Here is a 14,684-nt window from a genome sequence, read left to right on the forward strand (position 1 = left end):
GGCGCCGCCTAGTGCCGACGCACTACAGGGGGAAGGCCCCAGCCGCCCGCTGAGGCTGCCCCCACCCGCGATCCGGAGGTCACCCCGAGTGACCCCGCCCCGGTGCCTGCCTAGCGTTGTGGCGCATGGCATCCCCGCGCACCACCTCGACGCTGGGCAGACGCGCAGGCGTGGCGGCTCTGTTGGCGGCCATGGTCGTACCGGCAGCGCCCGCCGCCGCGCGACAACTGCCCACTGCACACGACGCCGTGTGCCGAGCCCACAGCGAACTGCGCCAAGCACTGCGCACGCTCACCGGGCGCGACCGGATCACCGGCGCCGCGGTCCTTGTGACCGACCCCAACGCGGATGCGACCTGCGGGAGTTGGACCGCGACCGCGGGGACGGCGGACCTTCGCACGGGCCGCGCCATGAACGCCGCCGACCGGCTGCGCGTCGGCAGCGTCACCAAGACGTTCACCGCCACGGTCGTGCTCCAACTCGCCGCCGAGCACCGGATCGCGCTCGACGCGCCCGTCGACCACTACCTGCCCGGCCTGATCCGGCAGGGCGGCTACGACGGCCGCCGCATCACCGTACGCCAACTGCTGCGCCACACCAGCGGGTTGCCCGACTACCTCGACGCCCCCGAGTGGGAACACCCCGAACGCCTCCGCAACCGCCACTTCGAGCCCCACGAACTCATCGCCCGCGCCCTCGACCTGCCACGACCGACGAACACATGGCACTACGCGACCACCAACTACCTCCTCGCGGGCCTGATCATCGGCAAGGTCACCGGCCGCTCCCCGGAGGAGGAGATCACCCGCCGCGTGATCCGGCCCCTCGGGCTGCACGACACGTACTGGCCCGGCGACGACACTCGCATCCAGGGACCGCACTCGCGCAGCTACTTCACCACCGAGGACGGCCTCCTCACCGACGGCACCGCCTGGAACACGACCTTCGGGGGCGTCGGCGGTGCCCTGGTCTCCACCCCCGCCGACCTGACCCGGTTCGTCACCGCACTGCTCGGCGGACGGCTGCTGCCCGCGGCCCAACTCGCCGACATGCGGCGGACGGTGGCCGCCGACCCCGACCGGCTGTGGCCCGGCGCCCGCTACGGGCTCGGCCTGATCGCCTCCCCGCTGCGCTGCGGCGGCCTGTGGTGGGGCCACGCGGGGACCGTGCCAGGAGGCCACCGGGCGCTGACCGCCGTCGGCCCCGGCGGGCGGAGCGTGGCCGTCGCGCTCAACAAGGTGCCCGACACCCTGCAGGCCGAACAGGACTTCCTCGCCACCGTGCAGACCGCCTTCTGCGAAGAACGGCCTGCCGAAGGCACAGCACCGACAGAAGGGACCCACCGGTGATCCACTTAGTCCGCTCGCCACAAGGCGTTTCGCGTACGACGAGAAAGGCCGCCCTCTGCCTGGCCGCCACCGCTCTCGCCCTCACCGCGCTGCCCGCAACCGCCCTCCCGGCCCAGGCCGCCTCCGACCCCCTCGCCCGCTATCACCACCAGCATCTCGACTGGAAGAGCTGTGTGCGCGGCCAGGACGACACGACCGGCAAGGAGTTGGAGCAGGCGGGCGCCCAATGCACCGACGTGACCGTGCCGTTGGACTACGGCGACCCCGGCGGCCGGACGATCACCGTCGCGATCTCCCGCATCCGCGCCACCGACACCGCCCACCGCGTCGGCCCGCTGCTCCTCAACGGCGGCGGCCCCGGCGGGCAGACCCTCGGCGACCCGCCGTGGGTGCGCCAGGCGATGAAGGACGTCGGCGCACGCTACGACGTGGTCGGCGTGGACCCCCGCTTCGTCGGCCGCAGCACCCCGTTGGACTGCCACTGGCCGACCGGCTCCGCGTTCCGGAGCGCCGGCTTCGACCGTGCCGGCTTCGACCGAATGACGGCGTTCTCCGAAGACCTCGCCGAGCGCTGCCGGCAGCACGCGGGGGACGTGCTGTCGTACGCCACCACCCGCAACACCGCCCGCGACATGGACGTCATCCGCGCGGCGCTCGGTGAACGGCGGATCTCCTACCTGGGCTACTCCTACGGCAGTTACCTCGGCGAGGTGTACACGACGATGTTCCCCGCCCGCGTCGAGCGGGTCGTCCTGGACGGTGTCATCGACCCGGACCGGTACGGCCCCCGGCTGCTGCAGGGCACCGAGAAGGCCAACCGGCACGCGCTGGAGGGCTGGGCCTCCTGGGCCGCCGCCCGTGACGCGACGTACGGCCTGGGCCGGACGCGTGGGGCGGTGCTGGCGGCCGTGGACCGCGTCCAGGCGGCCGCGGCCCGCACCCCCCTGCGGATCGGGGAGCACCGCGTGGACGAGCACGTCGTTCCCCTCATCGTCTTCAACGGCCTCTCGCAGGACAACGACTCCGCCTACGGGGACTTCGCCCAGGCGATGCGCGACCTGCTGCGCGCGGCGGACGGGCACCGGGTCACCGCGTCCCCGTGGCTGGCCGACGCCCTCGCGTTCCTGCTCACCGGGACCGACTCCTCCTACGGCAGCGTCCAGACGGCGATCCTGTGCGGGGACATCGCCGCACCACGGGACCCGGAGGTCTACTGGCGCGACATCCAGCGGGCCCGCGCGCAGGACCCGCTGCTGGCCCCCGTCACGAACAACGTGAACCCCTGCGCGTTCTGGTCCCCGCCCCGCGAGCGCCCGACCGTCATCAGGGACGACCTCCCCGCCCTCCTCGTCAACGCCACCGGCGACCCGCGCACCACCTACGAGGGCGCCACCGCGGTACGCCGGGCCTGGCCCTCCTCCCGCCTGGTCACCCTGCGCGGCGCCGACCAGCACGCGGTCTACGGCGTCTACGGCACCCCGTGCGTCGACGACACGGTCAATGCGTACCTCGCCACCGGCCGCGTTCCGGCCAGGGACGTCACCTGCGCCGCACGGGTGCCGTGACGGATCACTCACGTCGCTCGCCGGAAACGGCTGGACCTGCCCCCGCACCAGGGCCGATCGTGGGAGACGTGAACGATCACCCACCGGCACCCGACAGCCCGCGAACCGCCAGTGACGCGTCCTGGGAAGCAGAAGCCGGTGAGATCCGCCGCTTCTGGGAGGGGCTCGGTCTTCCGGGACTGGTCGACGTCCACACGCACTTCATGCCCGAGCGCGTCCTGGACAAGGTCTGGGAGTACTTCGACGCACAGGGAACCCTGACCGGCGGGCTGGAGTGGCCGATCACCTATCGGCGGGAGGAGGCGGAACGGGCGGATGTGCTGCGCCGGTTCGGTGTGCGGGCGTTCACGTCGATGCTCTACCCGCACAAGCCCGGCATGGCCCGGTGGCTGAACGGCTGGGCGGCCGACTTCGCCCACCGGACCCCGGAGTGCCTGCACACCGCCACCCTGTATCCCGAGCCGGACGTCGAGACGTACGTCCGCGAGGCGGTCGAAGCCGGAGCGCGCGTGTTCAAGGCGCATGTGCAGGTGGGGGCGTACGACCCGGCCGACGAGCTGCTCCTGCCGGCGTGGGGCGTGCTGGCCGAGGCCCGGATTCCCGTGGTGATCCACTGCGGCTCCGGGCCCGCGCCGGGCAAGCACACCGGCCCCGAGCCGATCGCCCGGGTGCTGGCGCGCCACCCGAGGCTGCGGCTGATCGTGGCGCACATGGGGATGCCCGAGTACGAGGACTTCCTGAGCCTCGCCGAGCGGTACACGGAGGTGAGGCTGGACACCACCATGGCGTTTACCGACTTCACCGAGGGGTTCCTGCCGTTCCCGCGCCGCGCCCTGCCCCGGTTCGCCGGGCTCGGCGACCGCATCCTGCTGGGCTCAGACTTCCCCAACATCCCGTACCCGTACCTGCACCAGCTGCACGCCCTGGAGCGGCTGGGCCTCGGACCGGAGTGGCTGCGAGCCGTGTGCCACGACAACGCGGCGGCGTTGTTCGGAGTCTGAGCAACCCCTTCCGCGCCCGCCGCCGGACCCCGGCCTCAGCGGGCCCTGCGTGCTCGCCGCCAACCTCGGGCTTCAGCGGCCCTTGCGTACCCGGGCCGCCGCGCGGGCCTCCGCGATCTTGCGGGCCTCGGCCGTCTTGCGGGACTCCTTCGCGGGGCGGCCGGTCCGGGAGCCGAGGCCGCGGAAGGGGGCGTTGCCGCCGGAGGTCTTCGTCCCGGCCGGCGGGCGCCGCGAGGTGACCGTCGGGCGGATACCGGCCTCGGACATCATCCGGTTCACGTCGCGCCGCTGGTTCGGCGTGACCAGCGTGACCACGGTCCCGGACTCCCCGGCGCGTGCCGTACGCCCGCCACGGTGCACATAGTCCTTGGCGTCGGCCGGCGGGTCGACGTTGACGACGAGGTCGAGCGTGTCGATATGAATGCCCCGGGCGGCGACATTGGTGGCCACCAGCACGGTGATCTCACCGTCCTTGAACTGGCCCAGGGTGTGCGTGCGCTGCGGTTGCGACTTCCCGCTGTGCAGGGCACCGGCCCGGATGCCACTGGCCCGCAGATGGCGGGTGAACTGGTCCACGCCGGCCTTGGTGTCGAGGAACATCAGGACCCGCCCGTCGCGAGCGGCGATCTCGGTCGCGGTCGCGTACTTGTCGGCGGCGTGGATGTTCAGCACATGGTGTTCCATCGTGGTGACCGAGCCCGCCGCCGGGTCGACCGACGCGAGCACCGGGTCGTGCAGATAGCCGCGCACCAGTTGCTCGACGTCCTTGTCCAGCGTGGCCGAGAACAGCAGCCGCTGACCGTCGGGGCGCACCTGGTCCAGGGTCTGCGTGACCTGCGGCAGGAAACCCAGGTCGCACATCTGGTCCGCCTCGTCCAGCACCGTGATCCGCACCTGGTCGAGGTGGCAGTCCCGGCGCTCCACGAGGTCGGTCAGCCGGCCCGGCGTCGCGATGAGCACGTCGACGCCGGCCCGCAGCGCCGCCTGCTGCCGGTTGATCGACAGCCCGCCGACCACCGTCGCCAGCCGCACCTTCAGCGTCTGCGCGTACGGGGTCAGCGCGTCGCTCACCTGCTGCGCGAGTTCCCGGGTCGGCACCAGCACCAGCGCGAGCGGCCGCTTGGCGTCCGCCCGCAGCCCCGCGGTCCGGACGAGGAGCGCCAGCCCGAAGGCCAGCGTCTTGCCGGAGCCGGTCCGCGCCCGGCCCAGGACATCGCGGCCGGCCAGCGCGCCCGGCAGGGTGGCGGCCTGGATCGGGAACGGCTCGGTCACCCCGAGGGCCGTCATCGCCGCCACCAGCTCCGACGGCAGCCCGAGCGCGTCGAAGGACACGGCCGGCGGCTGACCCGGGGACACCGGCTGCGACGCACCGGCAGAGGAGCGTCCGGTGTTCGACGGCTTCGCGTTCATGGGGGAACCTTCCTGATCAGGCGCCCCGGAATGGCCCGGGGCCCGTACCCCTCGGTACGGGCCCCGGCGAAGTCGAAGCGTGTGGCCATTTTATCAGCGGACCCGCGCACGCCCCGCTGCTCGCAGTCGGATGATCAGGAGGTGGCCGCCAACGCGATCAGAACCGTCTGGAGGTCGTAGTTGCTGCCGGTCGGAGCCTGCAGATAGGCGCCGCCGTACGGGGTGACCGCGATCGGCGACCTCGCCTTGCCGTCGTACAGCGACAGGTCCGAGCCGTACGCGGTCGCCGGGTCGGCGCCCTGCCGGGACCCTCCTCCGGCCGAAGGCTTCGCGGACGCGGCCGGTACGTCCGTGCCGGTCGCCGCGTCCATCAGCACCGGCTGGGCCTCGGTCTGGGCGTAGACGACACCGTGGAAGGCCGCGGTGATCGCCGGGACGACCCGGTCCGCCGACTTGTCGGTGTACCCCCAGGCCTTCTTGCCGGTGGTGTCGTCGAAGCCGATGATCTCCCGGCCGCCGGACGCGCCGGACGTGCAGACGACGGACTTGGCCTGGTCGCCCCAGCAGGTGTAGCCGCTCAGCTGGTCGTCCGTGATCTGCGACTTCGTCTGCACGACGGCGCCACTGGCGAAGTCGACCGCGTACAGGGCGTTGGCGTAGGTGTCGTCTCCCGTGTACGAGTTGGAGGCGAGGTAGGCGTGCCGGGAGCCGCTGCCCGCCGGGTTGAGGTAGTCCTGCTTGGTCGGGGTCTGCTTGGTGATCTTCCCGGTCGTACCGTCGGCGAGCACGATCGTGCCGTCGGCCGCGCCCTCCCGGTGGCCGCCCTTGGCGCCGGCGACGACACCGTTCAGCACACCCGCCGGGGTGACGAACGGGATCACGGTTGACTTGCCGGTCTTGGGGTCGGCGTAGACGGTGAACACGTCGCCCCCCTTCTCGGCGGCTTCCGTGCCCGCGGCTCCGACCCCGACGACGATCTGCCCGGTGGCCGGGTCGTATGCCTGGCTCGCCACGTTGTCGCCGCCTTGGCCGGCGCCGAGGACCGGGGTGAGGTCCGCAGTGACCTCGGCGACCTTCTTGCCGTCGATCGAGTCGAGCCACTGGAACACCACCTGGCCCTTGGCCTTCTGGGTGCCCTGGCCCTTGTCGTTCTGGACATAGGCGACGGCCACGACGTCCTTGCCGTCCAGCCGGACCGGCATGGGCGCGGTCACGTCCTCCGTCTCGGTGGTGGTGGCCGCGGCGGCGGGCGCGGTCCACGGCTTCGCCTGCCCGGCGATGTTGTGGCCGGTGACACCCGTGAGGCCCGCGATCAGCGAGGTCTGGCCGACCATGCCGGCCTTGAGCGTGTACTCGTTGTCCTTGGCCGTGCGGTCGATCCCGTACGCCGACATCGTGACGAAGGACTTCGGCGGGTCGAAGGAGGCGACCTTCGGTGCCGACGGTGCGGTGGCGGAGGTGCCGCTGCTCTCGGGCTTCGACTCGGACGTGTCGTCGCTGCCGCTGCATCCCGTCAGCAGCACGACGGCGATGGCGACGCCGACAAGACTCATCGGACGCTGCATGTTGTTGCTCCCCGTTCGACCGGTAATGATCCGCTGGAACCTAGCAGTTGCCGTCTCCGGTTCGACGACATCTCCTCCTGATCACCCGCACGCCTGCTCAACTCCTCCATCTCGTCGTCGGGCGGCTGGGTAAGGTGCCCGTGCCCCTGGCCCACCGCACACATCGGGACGGTCGACTGACGTGTCACAACGCCCTGCGGGACTGTTCGTCGGCCTGTGCACGTTCGACGTCGTCCAGCTCGTGGACCAACTGCCGGGCCCGAACGAGAAGGTGACGGCCCGTCGGCAGACGGTGGCCGCGGGCGGTCCGGCGGCCAACGCCGCCGCCGCCTTCGCGCACCTCGGTGGCGCGGCCACGCTGCTCACGTCGATCGGCTCTCATCCGCTGGGCGTCGCGGCCGTGGCGGACCTGGAAGGGCTCGGCGTGACGGTGCGGGACCTGTCGGCCGACTCGACCGCGCCACCCGCCGTCTCCTCGATCCTGGTGACCGCGTCCAGCGGCGACCGGTCCGTGGCGTCGACCAACGCGACGGGACGCCGCATCGAGCCGCCCGACGACTTGACGGCTCTGATCACGGGCCACGACGTGGTCGAGTTCGACGGCCATCACATGGACCTCGCGCTGGCCGTCGCACGCGCCGCCCGCGCCGCCGGATGCCTCACGGTCCTCGACGGCGGCAGCTGGAAGGCGGGAACGGAACAGCTGTTGCCCTTCATCGACGTGGCCGTCTGCGCGGACTCCTTCCGCCCACCCGGCACCACCATTCCCGAGGAGGTCCTGCGGTTCCTGCGCGACCATCACGTCCCATGGAGGGCGGTGAGCCGAGGCGGGCAGCCCCTCGTGTGGGAGGGGCCGCACGGCGGTGGCACGGTGACTGTCCCGGCCGTAAGGGTGGTGGACACACTCGGCGCGGGCGACGTACTGCACGGCACACTCGCTCACCAGCTGTCCCTACAGGCCGAGTTGACCGAGCCGGGCTTCGCCGAGGCGCTGCGTGCCGCGACGGAGTGGGCGTCACGGGCGTGCACCTCGTTCGGCACGCGGGAGTGGATGGCGTAGCGGAAATCGGCGGAGGCGACCCCACGGTGTGAGCACGCCGCCGTGATCAAGGCGTGCGCTCCGGCTCCGGGAGGTAGGGGCTGAAGTGGTCGGCGACCTCCTCGGCGGTCGCGGCGGCATCGCGGGAGCCGTCGACGATGATGACGCGGATGCCGAGTCGACGGGCGGCGCGGACGGCGTCCTCGGCGACGAGTCGGTCACGGGCCAGTCGGTTGGCCTGTGCTCGGGCCGGATCGCTGACGCGGTGACTGACCGAGGCGGCTCGGGGCAGTTCACGCACCTGTCGCTGCTGGAACTCGGGTGTGGGCACGATCACGACCATCCGGCGCGGTGAGTCGATGACCGGCGCGACGAGTTCCGGCCGGAGTCCCCAGCCTTCGGCGATGATCGGGCGGCCGGACTCGAGGGCGCGCAGATCGTCGAGCGCCCATTGGAACCGGTCCGGGAAGCCGGCCAGGGTCTGTGCGGCCATCTCCTCGGGGGTGGTGTGCACCCACATGGTGTCCTTGTCGGGCCCGGTGACGGGCTCACCGAGGGTCACGCGGCGGGCGATCCGGCGATCGTTGTGACCGCGGGCGTCGTGGTAGTCGTAGTGATACGTGGTGACGCCGTACTGAACGGCCAGCAGCCCGGCGACGGTCGACTTACCGGCCCACTGACCGCCGCCGATCCACAGCACGCGGCGCAACGTCCCGAACGGGTCCCAAACTTGGCTGTCGTCTAGGCTGGTCATCCGGTGTCCTCCCGTGAGCGTCCGCACATGGTTGTCAGAAGAGGTCGGCCGATCTGCCGTACGTGAGGTTCTGGAGGATCGCTCGCATCCATGGGCTGCGCACGGCGGGCAGTCGGACCAGGGTGTGCTGGAACGTTCCCCGGTCGGCCCGGAACAGGCGGTTGGGGCGGGGCGGGAGTGGGTGGTCGCGGAGGACGTCCTTCGGCATACCGCCCGACGCGGGGACCGGCAGGTACGTCTGGGGAGAGACCAGCCACAGCCACACGCCCAGAGGCAGGGGCACCAGGTATGCGGATGCAGCCGGGCCCGTGGGTGTCCAGATCTGACCCGTCTGGGGATGGATCGGTACGAGGAGGATGTCGACGCCGGTGCCTGGGGCGGGTTGTCCGGGGCCGGCGAGGCCGGCGTGCCGTCTTGGCGGGCCTGCGGGCAGCAGGGTGTCGAGCGCGCGTTGGAACACGTCCGCGGTCAGACCCCCGGGAACCTCGACCGGCTGTCCCTGTGAAGCCACCAGCAGGTGGGCGAGCGCATGGCCGGCCGCCGCCTCCCAGCGCGGACTCCACGACCAGTAGTGCCCCGATCCGGACGGCCCACCCCAGGTGGCCACCGGCTCGAACGGAGACGTCCCCTCCTCGCTCTCCACCAACTCCGCCCAGGACAACGGCTCCCCATCGACACCGCCGACGAGCACTCTGCGTACGGCGTCCGAGCTGAGCCGCGCCGCCTGCCAGAGGGAGCAGTCGTCGACCCTGGTCGCCACGGGCTGATCGCAGGCCGCGCAGACCATGTTGGGCCCGTCGGCCCCGTCGAGACCACAGCAGGAACCGCCGCGCTTCTCGGGGATGAGCCGGGTTCCGCGGATGTCGCCCGGCGCGATGACGATCGCCCCGGGCGTGCCGTCGGACAGCGTGGGGACCGGCGCGTAGATGCCACGCGCTTCCGCCTCACCCGGATCGACCTCGTCCCATCCCCGCCACGGGCCTCCCCAGGGCTCCGGGTCCACGGCAAACGTCCCCGCCTCCATCAGCACCGGAAGCTGGGCACCGTTCCCGTAGTTCTGCCGGGCGTGCACCGGAAGAGCGACCTGCGACAAGGGAACGGTCAGCTCGGCATCACACCGCGCACAGACGAAAACGAACAAGGGCGACCTCCAGAGGAACAGTTCATCGTGTGCGCGCGGCTGCGTCGAGGAGCGGGGCCAGTTCGCGGGCCGCGGTCGTCAGGGCCCGTACGTCCTGCTCGGCCCGGGCGATCAAGAGCGCTCCTTCCAAGGTGCTGATCATGAGTGTGGCCAGGTCAGCGGTCCGTTCCTCCGGCACGCCCATGTCGGCCAGGGCCCGCGCCACCGGGCCGGTCCAGGCGGCGAACGCCGCCGCGGCCGCCTCACGTGTGGACGCGGTGGACTCCGCGCAGTCCACCGTGGCCGCGGCCACCGGGCAGCCACCTCCGAAGCCGACGCGTTCGTACTCGTCGGTCCACTGGCGCACCATCTCGGCGAAGAGCCCACCAGGCGTCGGCTCCGGAAGCGCGGCGAGGAAGCGCGCGACGCGATTGCCCGCGTACCTGCCCGCCCAGCCCACCGCCTCGTTGACCAACTGCTCCTTGCCGCCGGGGAAGTAGTGCTGAAGCGAACCGCGCGGCGCCTCGGCGTGGGCGGCGACCTCGCGCATCCCGGTGGAAGCGACTCCGTCGCGCCGGATGAGCTGGGCCGCGCTGAAGACCATCCGCTCACGCGGTCCTCGTTCGGACATCCCGGCCTCCCTGAGCCGTCGAGCCTCCAGCCGCCCGCCATCCTATGACGGCGGTCATAGAAGTCGGCTACTATGACCGCTGTCATAGCGAATGATCCGTGGTCCTGGGCAGTCCCTCGCCGACCGTAAGTGGTGGTGCCTTGTGTACGTCGGTTTCCTCGGCCTCGGCGTCATGGGGCAGCCCATGGCGCTCAACCTCGCCCGCGCCGGCACCCCCCTCGTCGTCTGGAACCGCACACCGGACCGCTGCGATCCCGTCCGTGCCGCCGGAGCGGAGGTCGCGGCGAGCCCGGACGAGGTCTTCGCCCGGGCGCGGACCGTGATCCTCATGCTGGCCGACGAGAACGCCATGGACGAGGTCCTCGGACGCGGCACCGCCGCCTTCGCCGCCCGTGTCGCCGACCGCACCCTCGTCCACATGGGCACGACCTCACCCGAGTACTCGGCCGGCCTGGAGGACGCCGTCCGGAGCGCGGACGGACGATACGTCGAGGCCCCCGTCTCCGGCTCCCGAGTGCCCGCGGAACAGGGGGAGTTGGTCGGAATGCTGGCCGGGGACGAGGCGGCGGTGGAGGCCGTACGTCCGCTGCTCGCGCCCATGTGCCGGGAGACGTTCGGCTGTGGTCCCGTACCGGGCGCGCTGCTGATGAAGTTCTCGGTGAACCTCTTCCTGATCACCCTGGTCACCGGCCTCGCCGAGGCGTTCCACTTCGCCGACCGGCACGGCCTCGACCAGCGGCTGCTGCGGGACGTCCTGGACGCCGGCCCGATGGCCAGTGCCGTCTCCCGGGTGAAGGCGGCCAAGCTCGTGGCCGGCGACTTCGCCGTGCAGGCGGGCGCCGCGGACGTCCTCAAGAACAACCGGCTCATCGCGCAGGCCGCCCGCAAGGCCGATCTGGCCTCCCCGCTCCTCGACGTCTGCCACGCCCTCTACGACGAGACCGTGGCGCACGGTCATGGCGGCGAGGACATGGTGGCCGTACTGCGCGCGCTGCAAGCCCGGACCGACGCCTGAGAGGCGTGTGCGCTACCGGGCCGTGATGTGCTCTACCGGGCCATGATGTGATGACGCTGTGAGCCGAGCCGCCGAGGAGACCAACCGCCGCATGCTCAGGGCGCGGGACGCGATGGACGGCGCCTACGCTCAGCCGCTGGACGTCCCGGCCCTGGCTCGCATCGCCCACGTGTCACCGGCCCATTTCACCCGCACCTTCCGCGCCACGTTCGGCGAGACCCCGCACCGCTACCTGCAACGTCGCCGTGTCGAGCGCGCGATGTTCCTCCTGCGCGAGACCGACCGCAGGATCACGGACATCTGCTTCGAGGTCGGCTTCGCCAGCCCCGGGACCTTCAGCCGTACGTTCCGGGACATCGTCGGCCGGTCACCGAGGCAGTACCGCAAGCAGGCCGTCGCCGCGGACGTGCCCACGTGTTTCACGAAGGCGTGGATGCGGCCGGGCTCATGAGCACCCGCACTGAGCGGTTTTGGATAAGTATCCGCGCGGCTCGCCTCGTAACGTGATGCACATGTTCAACGCCATCACACACTCCCAGATCTACGTACTCGACCAGGACGAGGCCCTCGCCTTCTACGTGGGCAAGCTCGGCCTGGAAGTCCACACCGACGCCGACCTCGGCTTCATGCGCTGGCTGACCGTCAACGTCCCCGGTCACCCCGAGCGGCAGATCCTGCTGGAGAAGCCCGGCCCGCCGAGCCTGTCCGAGGAGATCGCGGAACAGGTCCGTGACCTGCTCACCAAGGGCGCGGCCGGCGGCAACCTCATCTTCAGCACCGACGACTGCCGCAAGACGTACCAGAGCCTGCGGGACCAGGGCGTCGAGTTCACCGAGGAGCCCACCGAGCGCCCCTACGGAATCGACTGCGGCCTCCGCGACCCCTTCGGCAACAGCATCCGCTTCACCCAGCCCAAGGCGTGAGAGAGGGACGGGAAACGTTGGAAGCGGCCGAGGTCCCGCCGTCCCTCGTGGCGTCGTACGACAGCGCCTTCGGTGCGGAAGGCCGGGCCTGGATCGCCGGACTGCCCGCTCTCGCCGCGGAGCTCCTGGAGCGCTGGGAGCTGCGGCGGGACGGCGCGGTCGGAGCCGGAGAGGCCTCCCTGGTGCTGCCGGTGCTGCGCGAGGACGGCACGCGCGCGGTGCTCAAACTCCAGCTGCCCAGGGAGGAGACCGCCGCCGCGCTCATCGGGCTGCGCACCTGGAACGGGGTGGGGACGGTGCGGCTCCTCGACCACGATCCCGACAGCAGTGGCATGCTCCTGGAGCGGCTCGACGCGGCCCGCACGCTCACCTCGGTCGAGGACGACGACGTGGCGATGGGCATCCTCGCCGAGTTGCAGGCCCGGCTGGTGAGCGTCCCCGCCCCACCCGGACTGCGCAGCCTCGGCGACATCGCCACCGAGATGCTGGAGCGGGTTCCCCAGGCGGTCACGGCTCTGGCCGACCCGGCGGAACGGCAGCTGCTGCGCGGCTGGGCGGCGGCCGTGGCCGAACTCGTCGGAGAGCCCGGGGACCGGATGCTGCACTGGGATCTGCACTACGACAACGTGCTGGCCGCACACCGTGAACCCTGGCTCGCCATCGACCCCGAGCCGCTCGCCGGGGACCCCGGCTTCGACCTCTGGCCCGCTCTGGACAGCAGATGGGACGACGTCGTGACGAAGGGAGATGCCCCGCGCGTGGTGCAGCGCCGCTTCGACCTGCTCACCGAGGCCCTCGGTCTGGACCGTGCACGCGCGACCGGCTGGACGCTCGGACGGCTGCTGCAGAACGCACTCTGGGACATCGACGACGGCAGGACGGCCCTCGCCCCGTCCTCCGTCACGATGGCGCAGTCGCTGCCCGACTCCTGATCGCCGGTGCTTGTAAGCGTCAAGTACGGCATGCCGACGGCGCCGTACGTGGCGGCATGACAGCATCGGGTGCAATGACAGCGTCGGTGGCGGTCCGGAGTGTGCGTGCGGCGGTGTTCGCCGTGCTGTGCGTGCTGCTCGCCACCGGAGGACACGCGCTGGCCACGGGTGAGGCACCGCCGGTGTGGGTCCAGATCGCCGCGGCCGTTCCGGTCTTCGCGGTCGGCTGTCTGCTCGCCGGCCGGGAACGATCGCTGACCGGTATCGGCACCGTGACACTCGCCGCCCAGGGCGCCCTGCACGTCGCCTTCCACTCCGTCCGGCAGCAGCACACCGCGATGGCCGTGCACGGCATGCGGATGACCATGCCCGCCCACTCCCACGCCCTGACCCCGCACGCCACCGCCGTCCACGTCGGAGCGGCACTCACCCTCACCTGGTGGCTGCGGCGGGGCGAGGCCGCGCTGTGGTCGCTGCTGCGCTGGGCGATCGCGTTCGTGCCGGGGCTCGTCGCGTGGTGGCGGGCGGACGGGGGAGTGCCGGACAGGTCACTGCCCGGACCGCGGACCCGCATGGCGTCCCGGTCGCTGAGGAGCGTGCGGCTGCGGTACGCCGTGCGCCGGCGCGGGCCGCCGACCGGGATGTCGTACGCCGTCTGAACCCCGACATCCCTTCCGCAGTACGGAGATCCACTCAGCCATGTCCACCACCCTGCGCCGCGTCGGCACCGTCACCACGCTCGCCGCCGCCGGCGTCCTCGCCGCCGCGGGCATCGCCTCCGCGCACGTCACCGTCCACCCCGAGAGTTACGCCAAGGGCGCCACGGACGGCGTCCTGACCTTCCGCGTCCCCAACGAGGAGGACACCGCCTCAACCACGAAGGTGCAGGTCTTCCTGCCCACCGACCACCCCGTCCTCGGCGTCCTCACCGACCCGCACGACGGCTGGACCGCCAAGGTCACCACCACCAAGCTCAAGAAGCCGGTGAAGACCGACGACGGCAGCATCACCGACGCCGTCTCCGAGATCACCTGGACGGGAGGGAGGATCACGGCCGGGCAGTACGAGGACTTCGACGTGGCCTTCGGTCAACTGCCCGACGACACCGGCCAGTTGACCTTCAAGACCTTGCAGACGTACTCCGACGGCAAGACCGTCCGCTGGATCGAGGAGGCCAAGCAGGGCGACGAGGAACCGGAGAACCCGGCACCGGTCGTCAAGCTCACCGGCGAAGCCGCCGACACGGCCGCAAGCGCCAAGAGCCCCACGAGCACGGACACGACCGCACGCGGTCTCGGCATCGCCGGGCTCGTCGTGGGCGTGCTCGGACTGGTGGCAGCGATGTTCGCCGTAAGGCGCGGTCCACAGCGGCACAAGTGA

At 71.6% G+C, this 14,684-nt stretch carries 15 protein-coding genes; 10 read left to right on the plus strand and 5 right to left on the minus strand.

Annotated elements, in window-relative coordinates:
• The first annotated feature begins 125 nt into the window (after positions 1-125).
• From IQ210_RS14250 to IQ210_RS14260, 3 genes are all read left to right on the plus strand, one after another.
• Positions 126-1,349, plus strand: coding sequence for a serine hydrolase domain-containing protein (locus IQ210_RS14250; protein ID WP_194079346.1), 1,224 nt, complete (start codon positions 126-128; stop codon positions 1,347-1,349).
• Positions 1,346-2,914, plus strand: coding sequence for an alpha/beta hydrolase (locus IQ210_RS14255; protein ID WP_194079347.1), 1,569 nt, complete (start codon positions 1,346-1,348; stop codon positions 2,912-2,914). The genes IQ210_RS14250 and IQ210_RS14255 overlap by 4 nt, the downstream gene beginning before the upstream one ends.
• A 68-nt stretch (positions 2,915-2,982) precedes the next feature.
• Positions 2,983-3,915 (plus strand): amidohydrolase family protein, encoded by a 933-nt coding sequence (locus tag IQ210_RS14260; RefSeq protein WP_194079348.1) that lies wholly within the window; start codon positions 2,983-2,985, stop codon positions 3,913-3,915.
• A gap of 72 nt (positions 3,916-3,987) precedes the next feature.
• On the opposite strand, the gene IQ210_RS14265 is transcribed toward IQ210_RS14260, so the two are convergent.
• Positions 3,988-5,325, minus strand: coding sequence for a DEAD/DEAH box helicase (locus IQ210_RS14265; protein ID WP_194079349.1), 1,338 nt, complete (start codon positions 5,323-5,325; stop codon positions 3,988-3,990).
• 134 nt (positions 5,326-5,459) lie between these two features.
• On the minus strand, positions 5,460-6,890 hold the full coding sequence (locus tag IQ210_RS14270; RefSeq protein ID WP_194079350.1) for a PQQ-like beta-propeller repeat protein: 1,431 nt from the start codon (positions 6,888-6,890) through the stop codon (positions 5,460-5,462).
• A gap of 181 nt (positions 6,891-7,071) precedes the next feature.
• Between IQ210_RS14270 and IQ210_RS14275 the strand changes: the two genes are divergently transcribed.
• A complete protein-coding gene (locus IQ210_RS14275) occupies positions 7,072-7,950 on the plus strand; it encodes a PfkB family carbohydrate kinase (RefSeq protein ID WP_194079351.1) in 879 nt (292 codons plus the stop codon).
• A 46-nt stretch (positions 7,951-7,996) separates the two neighbouring features.
• Here IQ210_RS14275 and IQ210_RS14280 read toward each other — a convergent pair whose 3' ends face one another.
• The 3 genes from IQ210_RS14280 to IQ210_RS14290 are packed head-to-tail and all read right to left on the minus strand — an operon-like array spanning position 7,997 to position 10,434.
• A complete protein-coding gene (locus IQ210_RS14280) occupies positions 7,997-8,683 on the minus strand; it encodes a hypothetical protein (RefSeq protein WP_194079352.1) in 687 nt (228 codons plus the stop codon).
• Between the two features lie 34 nt (positions 8,684-8,717).
• On the minus strand, positions 8,718-9,824 hold the full coding sequence (locus IQ210_RS14285; protein WP_194079353.1) for a hypothetical protein: 1,107 nt from the start codon (positions 9,822-9,824) through the stop codon (positions 8,718-8,720).
• Between the two features lie 22 nt (positions 9,825-9,846).
• Positions 9,847-10,434 carry a TetR/AcrR family transcriptional regulator gene (locus IQ210_RS14290; RefSeq protein WP_194079354.1) on the minus strand — a complete coding sequence of 196 codons (588 nt, stop codon included), beginning with the start codon at positions 10,432-10,434 and terminating at the stop codon, positions 9,847-9,849.
• 142 nt (positions 10,435-10,576) lie between these two features.
• Between IQ210_RS14290 and IQ210_RS14295 the strand changes: the two genes are divergently transcribed.
• From IQ210_RS14295 to IQ210_RS14320, 6 genes are all read left to right on the plus strand, one after another.
• Positions 10,577-11,449: an NAD(P)-dependent oxidoreductase gene (locus tag IQ210_RS14295; RefSeq protein WP_194079355.1), complete on the plus strand. Its 873-nt coding sequence runs from the start codon at positions 10,577-10,579 to the stop codon at positions 11,447-11,449.
• Between the two features lie 58 nt (positions 11,450-11,507).
• Positions 11,508-11,900, plus strand: coding sequence for a helix-turn-helix domain-containing protein (locus IQ210_RS14300; RefSeq protein WP_256780765.1), 393 nt, complete (start codon positions 11,508-11,510; stop codon positions 11,898-11,900).
• Positions 11,901-11,961: 61 nt separating this feature from the next.
• Positions 11,962-12,372, plus strand: a complete 411-nt coding sequence (locus tag IQ210_RS14305; RefSeq protein ID WP_194079356.1) for a VOC family protein — start codon at positions 11,962-11,964, stop codon at positions 12,370-12,372.
• A 17-nt stretch (positions 12,373-12,389) separates the two neighbouring features.
• Complete coding sequence (locus IQ210_RS14310; protein WP_194079357.1) at positions 12,390-13,304, plus strand: aminoglycoside phosphotransferase family protein; 915 nt, start codon at positions 12,390-12,392, stop codon at positions 13,302-13,304.
• 74 nt (positions 13,305-13,378) lie between these two features.
• The gene (locus IQ210_RS14315) at positions 13,379-13,963 is read left to right on the plus strand and encodes a hypothetical protein (RefSeq protein WP_194079358.1); all 585 of its coding nucleotides are present in this window, start codon (positions 13,379-13,381) and stop codon (positions 13,961-13,963) included.
• A gap of 40 nt (positions 13,964-14,003) precedes the next feature.
• Positions 14,004-14,684: a YcnI family protein gene (locus IQ210_RS14320; RefSeq protein WP_194079359.1), complete on the plus strand. Its 681-nt coding sequence runs from the start codon at positions 14,004-14,006 to the stop codon at positions 14,682-14,684.

The organism is Streptomyces justiciae, from assembly GCF_015163075.1.
Taxonomy (GTDB): Bacteria; Actinomycetota; Actinomycetes; order Streptomycetales; family Streptomycetaceae; genus Streptomyces; species Streptomyces justiciae.

Coding starts and splice junctions, on each gene's coding strand:
- IQ210_RS14250 (WP_194079346.1), top strand. CDS start 126: ATGGCATCCCCGCGCACCACCTCGACGCTGGGCAGACGCGCAGGCGTG.
- IQ210_RS14265 (WP_194079349.1), bottom strand. CDS start 5,325: ATGAACGCGAAGCCGTCGAACACCGGACGCTCCTCTGCCGGTGCGTCG.
- IQ210_RS14270 (WP_194079350.1), bottom strand. CDS start 6,890: ATGCAGCGTCCGATGAGTCTTGTCGGCGTCGCCATCGCCGTCGTGCTG.
- IQ210_RS14280 (WP_194079352.1), bottom strand. CDS start 8,683: ATGACCAGCCTAGACGACAGCCAAGTTTGGGACCCGTTCGGGACGTTG.
- IQ210_RS14290 (WP_194079354.1), bottom strand. CDS start 10,434: ATGTCCGAACGAGGACCGCGTGAGCGGATGGTCTTCAGCGCGGCCCAG.
- IQ210_RS14305 (WP_194079356.1), top strand. CDS start 11,962: ATGTTCAACGCCATCACACACTCCCAGATCTACGTACTCGACCAGGAC.
- IQ210_RS14315 (WP_194079358.1), top strand. CDS start 13,379: ATGACAGCGTCGGTGGCGGTCCGGAGTGTGCGTGCGGCGGTGTTCGCC.
- IQ210_RS14320 (WP_194079359.1), top strand. CDS start 14,004: ATGTCCACCACCCTGCGCCGCGTCGGCACCGTCACCACGCTCGCCGCC.